Consider the following 17,342-nt stretch of genomic DNA (forward strand, 5'->3'; position numbering starts at 1 on the left):
ATCATCAGTTAATGTCCTAACCTTCTTGTCCGTTGCTATATAAGGGAAATGCGATTTGACTGGGATAATCACAAAAGTCAGCTTCTTAAGCAAAATAGAGGATATTCCTTGGAAGAGGTCGCTACTATTTTGGCAGGTGATTATGTAGAACGAATAAAACGAGATGATCCAGAACAATTTATTGCTATTGGATATCTGCAAAACACCCTTCTATCGGTAATTTACGAAGTTCATTATGATGATGAAGGGGAATATATTTGGTTAATTACTTATTGGAAAAGTACGAGACGGGAGAGAGAAATCTATGAACAATATTTCTATTAAAGAACTTGAGGAGAAAATTGAGGCAGGAGAGGAAGTTGTTGATCGTTATTTTGACTCCACGACAACCAGAGTCGGAACGCCTCGTCAAATGACCTCACGAAGAGGACAGGATATAGTCACAACAAACCTTGAAATTCCTAGTCTGATGCTCAACGAACTCGACGAAATCGCAACCGAACTCAATATTAGCCGTCAAGCTGTGATTAAAATGATCCTAAGACGCGCTCTTGATGAACACTATCTGGACAGGAACCAGATTAAATCAGAAATTTGATTGCGTAGCTTGCCGCCGTAGGCATCGCTTCTTGTGCGTGCAGTAACCCAAATTCTTCTAATTTCACTCTGTAAACTTCATGTTTGGGGCAGGAAAATCAAGCACTGAGGGAAATTGTTTGAGAAGTATTATGTTTAACATCAAAATTCCTGAAACCTAAGACTAGGCATTGCTGATTTAAGTTTAGCAACCCCTTTTATGTTACACCTTTTCAGGTAGATAATTAATATCTAATAGCTGTTCTAAGGTATAAGTACAATATTGAGGTAAGTTATCTAGCTTGCCCTGCGTTTTCTCAACTACATATCCTAAAGCATCATCATAAATTGATGCTAATTCATTTTCTAAATATTGATATAAATTCGTTGTTAAATTACGTTTTAATTGATTCCTAAAACTTCTAATTTCTGCTTTCCAATGTCCAGAATTATATTGATATTCTTCTGTCCAATATTGCAGCAATAAAAAATGTCTAATAATTTGTTCTAATAAACTAGCAACCTTGGCTTTGTCTCTACGACCCAAATTTTCTAGCTCCTCAATTAAATTTTCTAAATCTAATTCTTCTAAATGGTTAGCTTTTAATAGCTTGATTGTTTCCTCTAACCAGAGATGATCATCAATTTCATAAAGCTCTTTTAAACTCAAGTTAGAATTAACTCTTTGCATAAAACCTCCTTGACTTAAATCTTAGGATATTACAATTTTAGGGTAATATTCTTTGGGGAATGATAATGTAGCCAGTGGTGCGTAGGCGTAGCCCGTCGTAGACATCGCCTAATACGAGGTTACGTTGTTCTCCCCAATACCACCAGTATGCACCAACGTAAGCACAAATTAGGCTATCTAGTTTATCTTCGGTTGCTTTGAGGGCTGCGCCTGTGGTGGGGATTTCAAGAGGAAACGTAGACGCACCAGCGGCTTGCCGTCGGCTACCGCAGAGGCGCAGAGAACGCAGAGGAGGAGAGAAGGAGGGGAGGATATCGAGAAGGTAATTTTGGAGTTTGATTAGTTCTAGGCGGCGATCGCTGAGGCGTCCTTTTTTGTATTTGAGGATGCGTTCTAAGTTGAATAGGTTAACGATTGCTGGGTGGGGAAAGACTTCTATTTGATATCTGCCAAGTTTTTGCGGTTCGATGGTGGGTGCGTGTGCAAAGCCGCGTGATTCTAATTCTAAGCCAAAGTTGATGGTGCGATCGGCGAAGGGTAGGTTTTGATTAGCTGGGTAGCATCCCGCATGATATTTGCCAAAGTACTTGTGGCTGAGTTTGTCGGCAAGGCGACTCCCAGTGGCGTTGGGTATGAGGGTAGGTGCATCTACGGCAATAATGGCTGGTTCATCTGGTTTGACGCTCTGATCGAGCCAAGTGAGGATGTCTGCAATGGCTTCTCTGCGATCTAAATCAAGTAGTTGCAGTTGTCCATCTATCCATTCTAAGCAGCATAGTCCACTTGGCTGGGATTTCCAGCCTAAATCAATGCCAATAAATTTCATGGTCATAACACGAATTTGCGATTATTTTCGCATTTTCGGGCAACCATTTACCTAAATTTACTTGCAAAAAATTAGGGTAAATAATCTTATAATCTTAAAAAGCTTGTCTTAATTTATTTTATCTGGCAATAAGTTAATCAAGATTATTCCAATGCAGATTTTATTTTTACATCCCAATTTTCCCTCGCAATTTCGCAACCTAGCGACAGTTTTAGGTAGAGATGCTAATTACAAAGTCGTCTTTGGGACAAATCGTCGTGAAGGGGAAATACCTGGCGTTTATAAAGCTATTTACACTCCTTCTCGTGAAGCGGCTCCCCAAACCCACCACTATGTTCGCAGCCTGGAAAATGCTGTTCTCACCGCGCAGGCTGTGTATCGCGTGGCAGAAAAATTAAAAGCCGAGGGTTTCGTTCCAGATATAGTTTATGGTCATTCTGGTTGGGGGCCGACTTTATTTATGAAAGATGTTTTCCCCAAAGCCGAATTATTGTGTTATTTCGAGTGGTTTTACCATGCTCACGGTTCGGATGCAGATTTTGATCCCAATGAACCACTGAATGCTGATGATCAATGCCGCATCCGCGTGAAAAATGCGCCGATTTTGACTGATTTATATAGTTGCGATCGCGGTCTTTCTCCGACGAATTGGCAACGGCAGCAGTTTCCCAAAGAATATCATAGCAAACTCACTGTACTTCATGATGGCATTGATACCAAATATTTTGTCCCCAAACCAGGCGCAAAGTTAGTTTTACCAAGAATAAATCTTGATCTCTCCCATGTCGAAGAGTTGGTAACTTATGTGGGACGGGGGATGGAACCTTATAGAGGTTTTCCACAGTTTATGGAAACGGTGGCGCTACTTCAGCAGCGACGACCGAAGTGCCATGTAGTAGTTGTGGGCGAAGATCGGGTGGCTTATGGTAAAAATCTCCCCGATGGTCAGACTTATAAACAATTAATGTTGGAAAAATTATCTTCTTTGGATTTATCGAGGCTGCACTTTACAGATAGGCTTCCTTACAATGAGTATCTTCAAGTTTTGCAAGCTTCTTCTGCTCATATTTATTTAACCCGTCCTTTTGTTTTATCCTGGTCAATGTTAGAAGTAATGGCAGCAGGATGTTTACTAGTAGCTTCTAAGACTGCGCCAGTATTGGAAGTCATACAGGATGGGGTGAATGGACTGCTGGTAGATTTCTTTTCTCCCCAGAATATTGCTAATAGGGTTGAAGAGGCGCTGAATAATCCTCAAGAGATGAACGCAATTCGTGCGAATGCGCGAGAGACAATTCTGAAGCGTTATGATTTAGCGAAACTGTTACCACAGCATTTGCAATGGATGTTCGCTGGTAAAACTTCTAATAGCTTGAAAAAGCGCCCAAATTCTAAAGGATTTGGCAGAAATTAGATGACATTAGTCATTAGTCATTGGTCATTAGTTACAACCAACAAAGGACAAATGACTAATGACAGAGAAATATAGCAGTTGCCAGGTAGCCATTGACATTAGCTAATCAGAAAACACTGACACCAAGAGACTTTCAACCCTGTTAAGAGTTCCCTATTAAGAGTTCCCTGCTATATAAAAGCGATATTTAAAATGCGAATTATTTTTACCATTGCCCATTTTTTCAAACCTAGCAGTGAGGGTCGTCATGCTTCCCAATGCAAAGACCCGCAACCCCGCTTGCAGGCGTTAACTAAAAGCCTTACCGCTTTACACCAATTATTTGGTAAATCTCAAAGTATCATCAACATTGCTCAACGACTAGCTTTACCTGCTAACCAGCCGCAGTCGCACGAACTAGATATTGTTATTTGTACAACCAAAGATAATCATCTTCTGAATCAGCTTCCCTTACCATCCCATTTATATAGGCATCATTCTACTAATGTAGAACCTCTGCTTTTGGGGTTTGAGTGCCAAGCTGTTCTGCAAAGTTGTCTCGGTCAGTATGATTACTACTGCTTTCTTGAAGATGATCTGATTATTCATGACCCTTGGTTTTTTATAAAATTAAACTGGTTTACCCAACAAGCTGGTGACTTAAACTTGCTCCAGCCACATCGTTATGAAGTCTCCCCCTACGGTTTGGTTCACAAAGCTTACATTGATGGGGATTTGGCTTTACGAGTAACTGCTCCTTTTCAAAATGTGCAGGAGCAACAGGAACTCAAGGGTACAATTATGAATACACCAATTACCTTTTATCGCGCTCTCAATCCTCACGCAGGCTGCTACTTTTTAAATGCAAATCAAATGGCTCATTGGGCTAATCAAACTTATTTTCTCGACCGAGATATTAGCTTTGTTGGGCCTCTAGAAAGTGCTGCTACTTTGGGAATTATGAAGACATTCCGAATTTATAAAACCTCACCGGAGCAAGCAAGTTTTTTGGAGATTCAGCACTTTGGAACAGGATTTCTGGGGCTAATTGGAGGACAAGTAGGTTTGGCAGAAGGGTAAATCCAATTTAAAAGTTTGGTTTTTGTGAACAAGATTAACCCATCAGTGCTACTAAGTAATCATACAATAAATGCGGTTTCTGGAAGGCGATCGCTACCAACTGCCACTAGGCAAACCCAACTGCTCGGCTAGGGTGTATCTGCCACCATTAATAAATATTTCGCCAATTATATCATATCTCGGCTCAATCTCGTGTTGTATCTTCAACAATATTCCTAAATGTATGTTAATATTTATTACATTTTAGTGTTAAAAAACTAAAAAAATCCAATCCTTATAGTACGCTAGGTTATTTTAATGCTTGTTAGGAGTATAGACTATGACTGCTGGTACCCTGCTGCAAGAAATAGAGAAGTATATCCCTATTGTCGGAGATATAAATATCAAGAGTCCATTAGCATACCAAGCAACTCGTGGGGCGGTTGAGGTAGTCAACACAGTCCAAATGGCAGTGGCAGAAGCTTATATCAACGGATTAGAAGTTCCTGATTCAGTACTAGGAGCGCTTTTTGATACCTGTATGCCAATTTTCTTTCAGTATTTCCCATCCCTCCTGGCACCGTATGAATGGGTATTAAAAGAAACTGACTATCTCGCCGAAGGATCACGGGAACTAATGAAAATTCAGTATGACTTGCCTCAAGCCATGCTGAATACTATGTTATGGGATGGGAAACTCATTTATCCTAAGTACAGTATGGGATTGTGGGAAAAAGGAGCATTAAACCTTGAGCAATCCCAGATGCACATGATTGATGATGTGATTGAAAAGTTAGACATCAAGGACGGAGACAATATCTTAGACTTTGGGTGCGGGTGGGGATGTGTTCCTAATTATATTCTTTCTAAGTTCCCCAATGTCAAGTTTACGGGTCTTAATTTGAGCCATGAGCAATGTGAATATATCCGCCAAAAAATGCAAGATCCTGAGAGTTATCTCAGTTCAGATCGGTTTACCCTATATGAAGGTGATTTGAATAATGCAACTTTCGAGACAAAGTTTGATAAAATCCTCTCGATTGGTGTTTTTTGTCATGTTGGTAACTTAACGGGGGCGTTTAAAAAATTAGCTTCGTTTCTGAAGGATGATGGCAAAGTTTTAATTCACATCATCACAGTCCGCATCCCTAACAATATGTCTAGCGTTTACACCCACAAATATATTTTTCCACACGGTCGGTATTGGAATTACGATGCAGTTCCCAGTCATAACCAAGACCTCAAAACAATTCAAAAATGGTATCTCAATGGCTCTAATTACTCTAAAACACTAGCTAACTGGTTACAAAATTTTGACGACAACCAGGCAACAATAAAAACATTAAACTATGGCATGGACTATGCCAAGTTTCGCCGGATATGGAGGTTTTATTTGATATGGTTTATTCACAATTTTGCTTGTTGTGATGGAGAATATAACGGTAATGGTCAATTTTTAATGGTTCATGCTTAACCGGACAAAGCTAGAGTTTCCCCAGCTAGGGGTTGAACGGCATAGTGTCAATTACATTCCTCCTTACTTAGTTTGACACCTCGACCTGAACTAAATCTTTCAGCAATGTTGGCAGCGAAAGGACGGCATCACCCCTGTGTCTTGTGCAAAGCGGTGCCGATGGTGAAAGCGATGGTGGCGCTGGTGCTTTGCGATCATTTGTTGCGGCATCAAGGTCAGTGTGGAGTACTGGGCTGATAGCTCGAATGCTGCAAAGCGCTCCAACGCAATGCCCATGCTTTAAAGATCGCACTTGTGTTGAGGGATGGACATCTTGCCCGTCCCTATTTAATTGGCTGAAGAAGCCTTCTTCACAAAAACATCTCCATTTTGCTAAATCCTTGGATTCTTGACTGAAACGACAAGGAACAGACTTTTCTCCTGACCAATCTGTCAACCAGAATATTAGACGGATATCTCCGCTTCCGCCTTGAACAATGAGTTCTGACAGTTTCGGTTTTTGGCGCGAGCGAGAAGTTCTGTTTCAGAAGGCACTCTAATCTTTGATGCTAGCTTCAGGAACTCAAGGATTTTGATGAACCAAAATGTTGGGTCTGGAAGATAAGCAACCTGTCCCTCTCGCACGGTTATGCCATGTCGGGCTGACGACTGGAATGCATGATGAAGATTATGCCAGCCTTCACCCAGAGTCAGAAACGCGACGAGCCAATGGTTCCGACTGTGGTCGTTGGTTGTGAACGGTTGCTCGCCCAGTATATGGCTGAGTGAGTTGACGGTGGCGACACCGTGGAAGAGGACAGTCGTGCTGAGGAAAAAAGCGCCGAGATATTCAACTCCACCGATGTAGTAGGAGATAGCACCAAGAGCAACGGTGGGAATGAAGTGCAAACGGTCAACAATCTTCAAAACCAGATTACTCTCAACATCGGTGGGAAGCTTCGAGGGAAAAAACTCTGGAGAGAATAGCCATCCAGCTTGAGACCACCAGAATCCTTTGATTCCCTTAAAAGGCATATAGGGGGAATGAGGATCTTTTTCCTGGTCTGAGCATTGATGATGGGCTACGTGGTGAGCTTTCCACCAACTTGGCCCCATCTGCCCGGCTGAAGCAGCCACGATGCTTCCAACCCATAGAACTGAGCTTGAAGCCTGGTAGCTCTTGTGGGTGAGTAGCCTATGGTAAATGCCGGTAGTTGCAAGCATTCGTATTATATATAAGAACACGGCCCACAAGGCAGCACCCCACGATAAGCCAGTAACAATAATGAGTAGTGATCCTAAATGACTCACCACGATCAAAGTAGGACCTAGTATGTAAGAAATAATTGTGAGTTGAGAGTACTGCTTCATTAGTCTTCTAACGTCCTTAAGCTTCAAAATAGAAATACACCACATCCTCGCCGCAGTCAGCAGAATGCCCACTGTTGCCAGTGTTAACGCCACAAGGACATCTTGGCACAATTCGCTATGCGATTGTATCGACTTAAAATGCCAATTCGACTTTTGATTTACAGCTTTTTCTTTTGCGATCGCACTTGACATTCAAGACAGTCGCTACAAGCTGTCGTTAACACACTAAGTTGTCGTTTTCCTTCGTGAAGAGTTTCTATAGCAATCCGAGTTGAGTTAAAATCTCTCATCCCGCAACGGCCAGTTGACCTGGAAAATGTCAAAATTAAATGAGTTTTGCGTAGGCGCAAGCGACTTGTCGCCAGACATCGCCACTTTACATAGCGCAGATTTGAGATAACTAAGTTGGAATTTATGGGCAAGCAACGTGTTCTTTCTGGAGTTCAACCAACCGGCAATTACCATCTAGGTAACTACTTGGGAGCCATTCGCAACTGGGTAGAAGGTCAGAGCGAATACGAAAATTACCTTTTTGTGGCTGATTTGCACGCAATTACAGTGCCACACGACCCCACACAGTTAGCAGCTGATACCTACACTCTTGTTGCTCTGTATCTAGCTTGTGGTCTTGATTTAAACCACTCCACCATCTTTGTACAATCCCACGTTTCGGCGCACAGTGAACTCACCTGGTTGCTCAACTGCATTACACCTCTAAACTGGCTGCAAGATATGATCCAGTTTAAGGAAAAGGCTGTGAAACAGGGAGAAAATGTGAGTGCAGGCTTATTAGATTACCCTGTGCTAATGGCGGCTGATATTTTGCTTTACCAAGCGGATAAAGTGCCAGTGGGTGAAGACCAAAAGCAACACTTGGAATTGACACGGGATATTGCAGCTCGGTTGAATCACCAATTTGGTAAACTAGATCAGCCAGTTCTGAAGTTACCAGACCCTTTGATTCGCAAGGAAGGGGCAAGGGTGATGAGTTTGGCGGACGGTACACGCAAAATGTCGAAGTCCGATCCTTCAGAGTTAAGCCGGATCAGTTTGCTAGATTCACCAGAACAGATTCAATACAAGATTAAGCGTTGTAAAACCGATCCGATTCGTGGGCTGACTTTTGATGATCCAGCGCGTCCAGAGTGTAATAATTTGTTAACGCTGTATACATTGCTTTCTGGTAAAAGGAAGGAAGATGTAGTAGTTGAGTGTCAGGATATGGGTTGGGGGCAATTTAAGCCATTATTGACGGACACGATAATTGAGTCCCTGAAACCAATTCAAGAAAAATATCAGGTGATAACGGCCGATAAAGGCTATTTGGAGTCTGTGTTGCGGGATGGAGGGGAAAAAGCTAGGGCGATCGCAAATCAAACTTTATCACAAGTCAAAGCTGCTTTAGGCTACTCTCTTCCTCTATAAGTTTTCACCTTTAGGTGTGATTTGTTATACCATTTAAGAAATTGAAAACCTTAATGTTATGCATCACACCCACAGCCCCACAGCCTTAAATGACTTTCGCAGAGCTGTACAAGCAGGTGAATTTCTAGTTACCGCCGAGGTAGCACCCCCGAAAGGGGGAAATCCAGCGCACATGATTCAAATGGCGGCGACTCTTAAGGGGAGGGTTCATGCCGTCAATGTTACTGATGGTAGCCGCGCCGTGTTAGGCATGTCTTCGTTAATCGCATCGGTGATTTTGTCACAAAACGGTATAGAGCCGATTTGTCAAATTGCTTGCCGCGATCGCAATCGCATTGGTTTACAAGCTGATTTGATGGGCGCTCATGCTTTGGGCATACATAATATTTTAGCTTTGACTGGCGACTCAGTAAAAGCAGGCGATCATCCAGATGCCAAAGCAGTGTTTGACCTAGAAGCTGTACGACTGCTGCAACTGATTCGGAAGATGAATCAAGGCGTTGATAGCAACGAGAAACCTTTGACTGATGGAGCGTTAGATTTATTTGTGGGTGCAGCAGTAGATCCGCAATGTCAGAGTTGGTCGGGTTTGCAAAGTCGATTTGAACGCAAAATCGAAGCCGGAGCGCAGTTTTTTCAAAGTCAGTTAATTACCGATTTTGAGCGGCTAGAAAAGTTTATGGACACAATTGCTGCTGGCTATAAAAAACCGATTTTGGCAGGAATTTTTCTGTTGAAGTCGGCAAAAAATGCCCAGTTTATTAATAGATGTGTTCCGGGTGTAAATATTCCCCAACATATTATTGATAGATTGGCAAAAGCCAAAGACCCTTTTGAAGAAGGGATAAAAATTGCCGCCGAGCAAGTGCAAATAGCACGGCAATTATGTCAAGGTGTCCACATGATGGCGGTGAAACGGGAAGATGCGATCGCGCCAATTTTAGATTTAGCTGGGATTCCTCCAGTTAATCAGTTGGTATCCAAGTAAAGGAGATATAGCGTTTAACCTCACCCCGATAAAGCTGTGCTTTATCTCCCCTCTCCGTGAGTTCGGAGATGAGTTGGGGTGAGATTTTGACGCTATAACTATAACAAATCTTTTATTAAGGCAGATGGTTGTTCCCATCTGCTTTTTTTAATGGTGAATCAGGCGCATCTACACGATTTTTGATAAACTTTCAATATCCAATTTTCGCTTGACTAAATCCAGGTGCAAACTGACAAAATATTTTATAGCTTATTTCAAGCTTTCCCTAGCATATTTTTTGCAATAATTGGCGATAAGACTGTCAATGTCAACGCATACAAATTTGTTTCAGTCGAACTAAAAGAAACTGCTTTTAGGATTGATGGAGTATTCATCCCCACAAGTGAAACTACAAATCAACCACTCTACTTTGTGGAAGTCCAGTTTCAATTAGACTCGGCTTTTTATAGACGCTTCTTTGCTGAAATCTTTCTTTACTTGCGTCAAAACGAGTCAGTCAATTTTTGGCGTGCTGTTGTCATCTATCCCCAACGAAGTTTAGATCCCAACGATCAACTACCGTATCAGCTGCTGCTAAACAGTTTACAAGTGCAACGTATTTATCTAGATGAATTAGATACGGGGGAGAACTCACTTCAAGTTGCGATCGTTAAATTAATTATCGAAAGAGAAGAGACAGCCGTTGATAAAGGTAGAGAATTGATTTTGCAAGCAAGACAAGAACTGCCAGATGAAACAACCACCAAGCAAATTGTAGAATTGATAGAGACTATTCTGTTGTACAAATTTACCCGGTTAAGCCGAGAGGAGTTAGCAGAAATGTTAGGTATAGACGATGAATTCAAAAAAACAAGGATGTATCAATCAATCAAAGAAGACGGCTTAGAAGAAGGTCGCCAGGAAGGTCGCCAGGAAGGTCGCCAGGAAGGTCGCCAGGAAGGTCGCCAGGAAGCTAAGTTAGAAGCTATTCCCCGGTTGTTGGCATTGGGGTTGAGTGTGGAACAAGTGGCGGTAGCTCTCGATTTAACAGTGGCGCAAGTACAGCAAACAGCCCAGAATCAGTCTAGCTGATATTAGACGCAAGCAGAGTCTAATATCAGCTAGTGCGTAGGCTAGGCCTACGCACTTAAAATCTGGGTTACATCTTATCATTTATCCAAGGGGTTGATTCTCATCACATTGACGTGAATACTGGAATTTCAAATCATTTTGCCGTTCCCTATCTCCTCTATACACAATCGGGCAAAACTTAGTATTAGCGCTCATACAATCCATGTGTGGTGTTTTAGCACACACCACGAGTAGTCCACCCAGAACAAACAACAAACCACAAATTGCCAGCGTATTAACCCAATAAATTTCCAGCGCTCCGTGAACTACTACTTCTCGTAGTAGAGATACAATTGTTACCTCAACTGCTACTCCTACAGAAATACTATGTTCTTGCAAGTAGATCATTAATAGTCGGAATAACTCGACTAAAATCAACACAAATAGTATTTTTGCAGTCACATGTTTATAGTCTAGTGCCTGCGTGAGGGTAATAAATATCTCCCACAATTGGATCAGCATGACGGCGAACAAACCCAAACACAAGACAATCACAATTAAGTCTTGGAAGGCTTCCATGTTGCGAACAATTGAGTGCCGATCAAGCCAGCGATCGCCAAATAAAAATCGACTCTTCAGGCGCTTTTGCATGTACGTTTTATTCCAATCTGGACAAGTTCAGACAACACCAGCGAGTCAACCCAATAGTTTTATGTTATGCAATATTAAGTTTTTGCGCCTCAGCGAGGTTGGTAATTTAAATTTTGTGCTTGTTGCAACAATTGCTCGGCATTTTTCGCCCATTGGGCATTAGCCTGAGCATTGTATAAATCTCTAGCAAATTGCAATACTTGTACTGCATCTCCATATTGCTTTAACTGCATAAAAACTAACCCTGCACCATAATAAGCATTGGGATAGTTAGAGTTAGCTTCGGCTGATTTTCTAAAAGCCTCTAATGCCTCTTGTGATTTATGTTGGTTAAACCAAATTGAACCGAGATTGTAGTAAGCTTCTGGATACTTCGGATTAATTTTTACTGCCTGATTAAAGGCATCTCTGGCTTGATCAAGTTTACCTTGTTGGAGATAACATATCCCTATATGGTAAGGAGGTTCTGGTGCATTTTTGCTATATTCTATGGCTTTTTTAAAAGATGCGATCGCTCGCTCACAATCTCGTTGCTGTTCTCGTACCAATCCCAAGTTATAGTGGGCAAATCCTAGTTTGGGATCAAGTTCCAACGCTCGTTGTAAATAATCATTAGCTAACTGTAAATTATTGCCTTCTAACAACGCACCACCTAAATTAGCAAAAGCTGGAGCAAATTTAGGATCGGCTTGTGTTGCTCGATAAAATGCATCCGCAGAGGGTTGTAATTTTCCCGTTTGTCGGAATGCTAGCCCTAAATTATAGTACGCTGGTGCTAATGTCGGATCTAATTGAGTTGCTTTTTTAAAGGCCGCGATCGCATCTTGTACCTTTCCCGCCTGAATTGCTTGTAAACCTTGGTTTAACCAGTCTAGGGCAGTTTTAGCATTCGATTGTGCCAGTTTTGAGGCGACAGGAGGAGATAGAGAAACAGAGGGGAAGGAAATGCTAACAACCAGTGAAGTCAAACTTACTAACCCGGCTATGCGATATTTAGAGAGTGATAATCCCATTGATTTTCTGACTCGCAACACTTTCAGTTAAATTTACTTCATAAAAAGTTTTTTACAAAAGTTTTTTATTTGGCATGAAAGTTTGTGATACTTAACTTTTCTTAAGCTAAATCTTACGACAGGCTACAATTGTTTTAACTTTCGATTAAAGGGAGCATAATAACAAATTAAAGAAGGGGTAATTTTGACTCCAGAGAACCATTTTTTATCCCTGATATATACAGCAGAATAATGCGGTTACGAAAGACTTACCGCAAGGGAGGTTTTATGAACGAAAAAGTAAAATCGGGTTCGCGGAATGTTGCAATTGTCGGGCCTTATTTAAGTGGAAAAACCACTCTACTAGAAAGCTTGTTATTTGTCACAGGGGCAATTTCCCGCAAAGGGAGTGTTAAGGACAGCAATACAGTGGGAGATTGTGCTGCCGAGTCGCGCGATCGCCAGATGAGTGTAGAAGTCAGCGCCGCTAGCACTGAGTATAACGGTCTTCGCTTCACTTTTATTGATTGTCCGGGAAGTGTAGAATTTGCCCAAGAAACTTACAATGCTTTAATCGGAGTCGATGCAGCAATTGTAGTTTGCGAACCCATCCGCGATCGCGTCCTCACCCTTGCCCCTCTATTTAAATTCCTGGACGATTGGGAAATTCCTCACCTCGTCTTTGTAAATAAAATGGATCGGGCAAATATTCACGTTTTGGAAACGTTACACGCCTTGAAAGCAGTTTCTAGCCGTCCTTTGGTAGCGCATCAATATCCCATCATGAACGGGGAACAACTCACCGGCTTTATTGATATGGTGAGTGAACAGGCATATAAATATCATCCAGGCGCACCTGCTGATCCTATTCCCTTCCCCGAAAGTTTAAAAGAAGAAGAACATACAGCACGGGCAGAAATGCTCGAAGCCTTAGCAAATTTTGACGACCATTTACTCGAAGAACTTTTAGAAGACATCGAACCACCCCAAGAAGAAATCCTCAAAGATTTAAAAATGGAATTAGGGGCAGATTTAGTAGTGCCCGTTTTCTTTGGTATTGCAGAACAAGATTATGGTGTTAGACCTCTATTAGAAGCCTTGTTACGGGAAGCCCCCGAACCAGAAACCACAGCAGAACGTCGTTTAAAAAACATCAAAGGTGATACAGCTTTAGCACAGGTATTAAAAACTTATTACACTCCCCAAGGTGGCAAACTCTCTCTCGTGCGTGTTTGGCGGGGCAAATTAACTGATGGTATTGTCCTCAATGGCATTCGCACTGGTGGAATTTACCGCCTCATGGGACAACAACAGCAGTTCGTTAACCAAGTTAGTGCTGGTGAAATTGTCGCATTGAGCCGTTTAGAAGGAGTCAAAACAGGCGATACAATCTCTATAGAACAGCAGTCGGCAATAAAATTACCCAAAGCTGCACAGTTGGAACCTGTGTATGCTCTCGCCATTACACCAGAAAAGCGTAACGATGAAGTTAAACTCAGCAGTGCCATTACCAAGTTGTTAGAAGAAGATTCCTCACTTGCTTGGGAACAACACGGCGATACTCACGAAGTAATTCTGTGGGGTCAAGGCGAAATTCATTTGCAAGTCACCCTCGACAGACTGCGCCGCAAATATAACTTGCCGATGACAACTCATTTGCCGCAAGTGCCTTACAAAGAAACCATCCGCAAAACGGTGGCTTCAGTTCATGGACGCTACAAGCATCAAAGTGGTGGTCACGGACAGTTTGGTGATGTATTTCTCGACATCAAGCCTTTACCACGCGGTACAGGCTTTAATTTTAATGAAACCATTGTCGGCGGCGTGATTCCTAAACAGTACATTTCTGGCGTGGAAATGGGCGTGCGGGAATTTCTGACACATGGGCCTTTGGGCTTTCCAATAGTGGATTTGGCGGTAACTCTGACTAATGGTTCGTATCACAACGTTGACAGTTCCGAACAAGCCTTTAAGCAAGCTGCCCGATTAGCAATGCAAACGGGGATACCCCAAGGGGAACCTACGCTGTTAGAACCGATTTTGCGGGTGGAGGTGACAACACCTAGCGAATTTACCTCCAAGGTGCTGCAACTGGTGAGTGGTAGACGGGGGCAAATTTTAGGCTATGAGGGTAAAAATGATTGGCAAGGCTGGGATAATGTCTCTGCATACTTGCCACAAGCAGAGATGCAGAATTTTATTGTAGAGCTGCGATCGCTCACTCTTGGCGTTGGTTCTTTCCATTGGGAATATGACCATCTTCAAGAAGTGCCGGAAAAGCTTGCTGAACGTGTGATTCAAAGTAATGGTAATGGTGGTAACAGCAACGGCAAGTAGTTTGGGATTTGTTGGGAATCCATTGACTTTATATTTAAGGACACCCACAAGAGGTGTCCTTGATTTTATGCAGATTTTTCTTCTTTTGTAGTGTTTGCGATTCATAAGCAGGGATTCATATCATGTCCGCTTAATCACTTATCAAAAAACTCTGCGCGTCCTTGCGTCGAGGCGAATATTAGCGATCGCTTAAACATTGGGTCTTGTTTGCTAGGCTAAAGCGGAAGACCCCGCGTCCCCGCGTCGAGGTGAATATTAGCGATCGCTTAAAGATAGGTTTTGTTTGCTAGGCTAAAGCGGAAGATTTAAAATTTAGGTAGATAATCAAGGCTAAATAATCTCTATGGCTCACTCCACTATGTCAACTGTTTATCTTTACTGAGTTATTGGCCTTAGATAAGACTAGACTTTTTCGCTAAATAATAGCGAATTAAATTAATCAAGTAGAAATTATTGAGATTGTAGCTAAACAATGATGCATTTTAAGTTTTCACCCAAAATTCTGCAAAGGCTGGGAGAAGAACTCATTCCAAACCCAGACCAAGGAATCATCGAACTGGTTAAGAACTCTTATGATGCTGATGCTACTGAATGCACAGTAGAACTTATCAAAACTAACGCCATAGGTGGCTTGATTATTATTTCAGATAACGGTGTTGGTATGGATAAAGATGCCATTAGCGAGGGATGGCTGGTGCTAGGCCGCTCGAAAAAAGCTATCCGTGAAGTTACTCAATTAGGTCGCTTACCTGTAGGTAATAAAGGATTAGGTAGGTTAGCGGCTCTACAGATGGGTTCTCAAGTATTATTGAAAACTAGACCTAAAGATGAGCCAGGAGTTGAATATTCTTTAACGATTAATTGGGATGATTTTGAGGAAGCTGATGTATTAGAAGATGTTGCTTTTGATGTCCAAAAAAGTATCACAGATAAAGAGTATGGAACTGATATTATCGTCAGCAATCTTAAAAAGATATTTAATAAACGTGATATCCAAAGACTAGCTAGGGAACTTTTACTGCTAGCAGATCCATTTGACAATCATGTAGGTTTTCGCCTTAAACTTATTGCCCCAGAATTTTCTGAAATTGAAAAACAAGTAAACAATGCTTACTTTGATTATGCCGAATATCATTTGCAAGCTAGTATAAATGAATTTGGGATTGCTGAAGCAAGATTGCTGGACTGGCAGAAGAACGTAATTTTTCATGCAAAACATAATGCTATTTCTCAACAAGAGCTTTACAAAACACCTCGAACAGAATTTGAACTGTGGGTATTCTTTCTAAATCCTCAAACTTTTTCAGCTAGAAAAACTTCTATTTCTTTCACACAAGTTAGAGAATGGCTTGCTCAAGTAGGGAATGTTCGTCTCTACCATCGAGGTTTACGGGTAAAACCCTATGGAGATTCGGACGATGATTGGTTGAACTTAAATTATGCACGAGCAAGAAATCCAGAGGTTCGTCCTTCAACAAAAACAGTTATTGGTAGAGTAATTGTTAATGACCCTGACGATATCTTACTTCAGAAAACTGATCGGCTTGGTTTTATTGAAAATGAAGCTTTTTTAGAGTTAAAACGCTTCGCAGTTGATGTGTTGGAATGGATGGCGAAAGAAAGGCTTAAAGTCACTGAAACGCAAAGACAAAGGATTAAGAAACAAGTTCCTCGTGATCTTACAGAAGCTAAAGCCAGAATTGAAGAAGTTATTGAAGCAGAAGTTCCTCAAGAATCTCGTCCTCAAGTCATAGAAGCTGTTCAGCAATACGAAACTGTAACAGAACGTGAAACCAAGGTATTACGTGAAGACCTTCAGTTGTATCGCAGTCTAGCTACAGCCGGAACAACCGCAGCAGTTTTCGCTCATGAATCTGCTAAACCAGTGACTTCAATTGCAAAAATAGCTAACAGAATAGAAAAAAAGGGTAAAGAAATTCTGGGAGAAAAGTATGAACAATATTTCGGAGAACCAGTTAGAAAGCTTTATCAAGTAAGTAAGTCATTACTACGCTTTTCTAATTTTCCACTGCATCTGTTGAAACGAGAAAAACGTCGTGCAGGTGTTGTAGATGTCCATAGTGTTCTTGATGATATCGTCGCACTTTTTCAAAGTTTTTTTGATGAAGGTGAAATTCAAGTTATCAAAGAAAAAGTTGATACTAAACCTTGCATTTATGGAAGCGAGGCTTTGCTAGAAGCAATTATTACAAATCTTTTAACAAATGCTATAAATGCTTTTAATGTCGAAGGTGGACGCATAGAAGAACGTCAAGTAATTATCAGAACTGAAACTGAAGGAAGTAATTTAAAAATTAAAGTTTTAGATAACGGTTCAGGAATTCATAATATAAAATTAGACGAAATTTGGCTACCTGGTACAACTACTAGGCAAGATGGTACAGGTTTAGGATTGACTATTGTGAGAGATTCTGTAGCTGATATGGGAGGCTCGGTAGATGCAATTCCAAAAGGTGAATTAGGTGGAGCAGAATTTATTGTAGAATTAACACTTATTAGTGAGTAAGTT

Annotated in this window: 16 protein-coding genes and 1 pseudogene; 11 read left to right on the top strand and 6 right to left on the bottom strand. The window is 41.4% G+C overall.

Features of this window, described 5'->3' with window-relative positions; all coding sequences use genetic code 11:
- Nucleotides 1-48 precede the first annotated feature (48 nt).
- Both HWQ41_RS29820 and HWQ41_RS29825 read left to right on the top strand, forming a co-directional pair.
- Nucleotides 49-324, top strand: a complete 276-nt coding sequence (locus tag HWQ41_RS29820; protein WP_292771039.1) for a hypothetical protein — start codon at nucleotides 49-51, stop codon at nucleotides 322-324.
- Nucleotides 305-598, top strand: a complete 294-nt coding sequence (locus HWQ41_RS29825) for a hypothetical protein (RefSeq protein ID WP_292771041.1) — start codon at nucleotides 305-307, stop codon at nucleotides 596-598. The genes HWQ41_RS29820 and HWQ41_RS29825 overlap by 20 nt, the downstream gene beginning before the upstream one ends.
- 201 nt (nucleotides 599-799) lie before the next feature.
- Here HWQ41_RS29825 and HWQ41_RS29830 read toward each other — a convergent pair whose 3' ends face one another.
- Both HWQ41_RS29830 and HWQ41_RS29835 read right to left on the bottom strand, forming a co-directional pair.
- Nucleotides 800-1,267 (bottom strand): DUF29 domain-containing protein, encoded by a 468-nt coding sequence (locus HWQ41_RS29830; protein WP_292771043.1) that lies wholly within the window; start codon nucleotides 1,265-1,267, stop codon nucleotides 800-802.
- Between the two features lie 37 nt (nucleotides 1,268-1,304).
- The gene (locus tag HWQ41_RS29835; RefSeq protein WP_292771098.1) at nucleotides 1,305-2,093 is read right to left on the bottom strand and encodes a DUF429 domain-containing protein; all 789 of its coding nucleotides are present in this window, start codon (nucleotides 2,091-2,093) and stop codon (nucleotides 1,305-1,307) included.
- Nucleotides 2,094-2,244: 151 nt separating this feature from the next.
- On the opposite strand from HWQ41_RS29835, the gene HWQ41_RS29840 reads away from it, so the two are divergent.
- The 4 genes and pseudogenes from HWQ41_RS29840 to HWQ41_RS29855 form a co-directional block, all read left to right on the top strand.
- Nucleotides 2,245-3,507, top strand: a complete 1,263-nt coding sequence (locus tag HWQ41_RS29840) for a glycosyltransferase family 4 protein (RefSeq protein ID WP_292771045.1) — start codon at nucleotides 2,245-2,247, stop codon at nucleotides 3,505-3,507.
- Between the two features lie 192 nt (nucleotides 3,508-3,699).
- Nucleotides 3,700-4,566, top strand: coding sequence for a calcium-binding protein (locus HWQ41_RS29845; protein WP_292771047.1), 867 nt, complete (start codon nucleotides 3,700-3,702; stop codon nucleotides 4,564-4,566).
- A 319-nt stretch (nucleotides 4,567-4,885) separates the two neighbouring features.
- Nucleotides 4,886-6,019, top strand: coding sequence for a class I SAM-dependent methyltransferase (locus HWQ41_RS29850; protein ID WP_292771049.1), 1,134 nt, complete (start codon nucleotides 4,886-4,888; stop codon nucleotides 6,017-6,019).
- A gap of 105 nt (nucleotides 6,020-6,124) precedes the next feature.
- Nucleotides 6,125-6,256, top strand: a pseudogene (locus HWQ41_RS29855) (chorismate synthase); the annotation flags it as partial.
- 207 nt (nucleotides 6,257-6,463) lie between these two features.
- Here the strand turns inward: HWQ41_RS29855 and HWQ41_RS29860 are convergent.
- The gene (locus HWQ41_RS29860) at nucleotides 6,464-7,561 is read right to left on the bottom strand and encodes an acyl-CoA desaturase (protein ID WP_366931727.1); all 1,098 of its coding nucleotides are present in this window, start codon (nucleotides 7,559-7,561) and stop codon (nucleotides 6,464-6,466) included.
- Nucleotides 7,528-7,791 (bottom strand): hypothetical protein, encoded by a 264-nt coding sequence (locus HWQ41_RS29865; protein ID WP_292771051.1) that lies wholly within the window; start codon nucleotides 7,789-7,791, stop codon nucleotides 7,528-7,530. Before HWQ41_RS29865 ends, HWQ41_RS29860 begins: the two co-directional genes overlap by 34 nt.
- Between HWQ41_RS29865 and trpS the strand changes: the two genes are divergently transcribed.
- From trpS to HWQ41_RS29880, 3 genes are all read left to right on the top strand, one after another.
- Nucleotides 7,784-8,794 (top strand): tryptophan--tRNA ligase, encoded by a 1,011-nt coding sequence (trpS, locus tag HWQ41_RS29870; protein WP_292771053.1) that lies wholly within the window; start codon nucleotides 7,784-7,786, stop codon nucleotides 8,792-8,794. The two genes, HWQ41_RS29865 and trpS, sit on opposite strands and share 8 nt — an antisense overlap.
- A gap of 58 nt (nucleotides 8,795-8,852) precedes the next feature.
- Complete coding sequence (locus HWQ41_RS29875; RefSeq protein ID WP_292771055.1) at nucleotides 8,853-9,782, top strand: methylenetetrahydrofolate reductase; 930 nt, start codon at nucleotides 8,853-8,855, stop codon at nucleotides 9,780-9,782.
- Between the two features lie 222 nt (nucleotides 9,783-10,004).
- Nucleotides 10,005-10,853, top strand: a complete 849-nt coding sequence (locus HWQ41_RS29880; RefSeq protein ID WP_292771057.1) for an Rpn family recombination-promoting nuclease/putative transposase — start codon at nucleotides 10,005-10,007, stop codon at nucleotides 10,851-10,853.
- 81 nt (nucleotides 10,854-10,934) lie between these two features.
- On the opposite strand, the gene HWQ41_RS29885 is transcribed toward HWQ41_RS29880, so the two are convergent.
- Together HWQ41_RS29885 and HWQ41_RS29890 are read right to left on the bottom strand one after the other, a co-directional pair.
- Nucleotides 10,935-11,483 (bottom strand): phosphate-starvation-inducible PsiE family protein, encoded by a 549-nt coding sequence (locus HWQ41_RS29885; RefSeq protein ID WP_292771059.1) that lies wholly within the window; start codon nucleotides 11,481-11,483, stop codon nucleotides 10,935-10,937.
- Nucleotides 11,484-11,572: 89 nt separating this feature from the next.
- On the bottom strand, nucleotides 11,573-12,496 hold the full coding sequence (locus HWQ41_RS29890) for a tetratricopeptide repeat protein (RefSeq protein ID WP_292771061.1): 924 nt from the start codon (nucleotides 12,494-12,496) through the stop codon (nucleotides 11,573-11,575).
- A gap of 267 nt (nucleotides 12,497-12,763) precedes the next feature.
- Here HWQ41_RS29890 and HWQ41_RS29895 point away from each other — a divergent pair, with 267 nt between their 5' ends.
- A complete protein-coding gene (locus tag HWQ41_RS29895) occupies nucleotides 12,764-14,812 on the top strand; it encodes an elongation factor G (protein WP_292771063.1) in 2,049 nt (682 codons plus the stop codon).
- A gap of 472 nt (nucleotides 14,813-15,284) precedes the next feature.
- Entirely contained in the window at nucleotides 15,285-17,339 is a 2,055-nt protein-coding gene (locus tag HWQ41_RS29900; protein WP_292771065.1) for an ATP-binding protein, read from the top strand.
- Nucleotides 17,340-17,342 lie beyond the last annotated feature (3 nt).

Origin of the sequence: Nostoc sp. NOS(2021) (assembly GCF_017115025.1) — a bacterium.
GTDB lineage: Bacteria > Cyanobacteriota > Cyanobacteriia > Cyanobacteriales > Nostocaceae > Nostoc.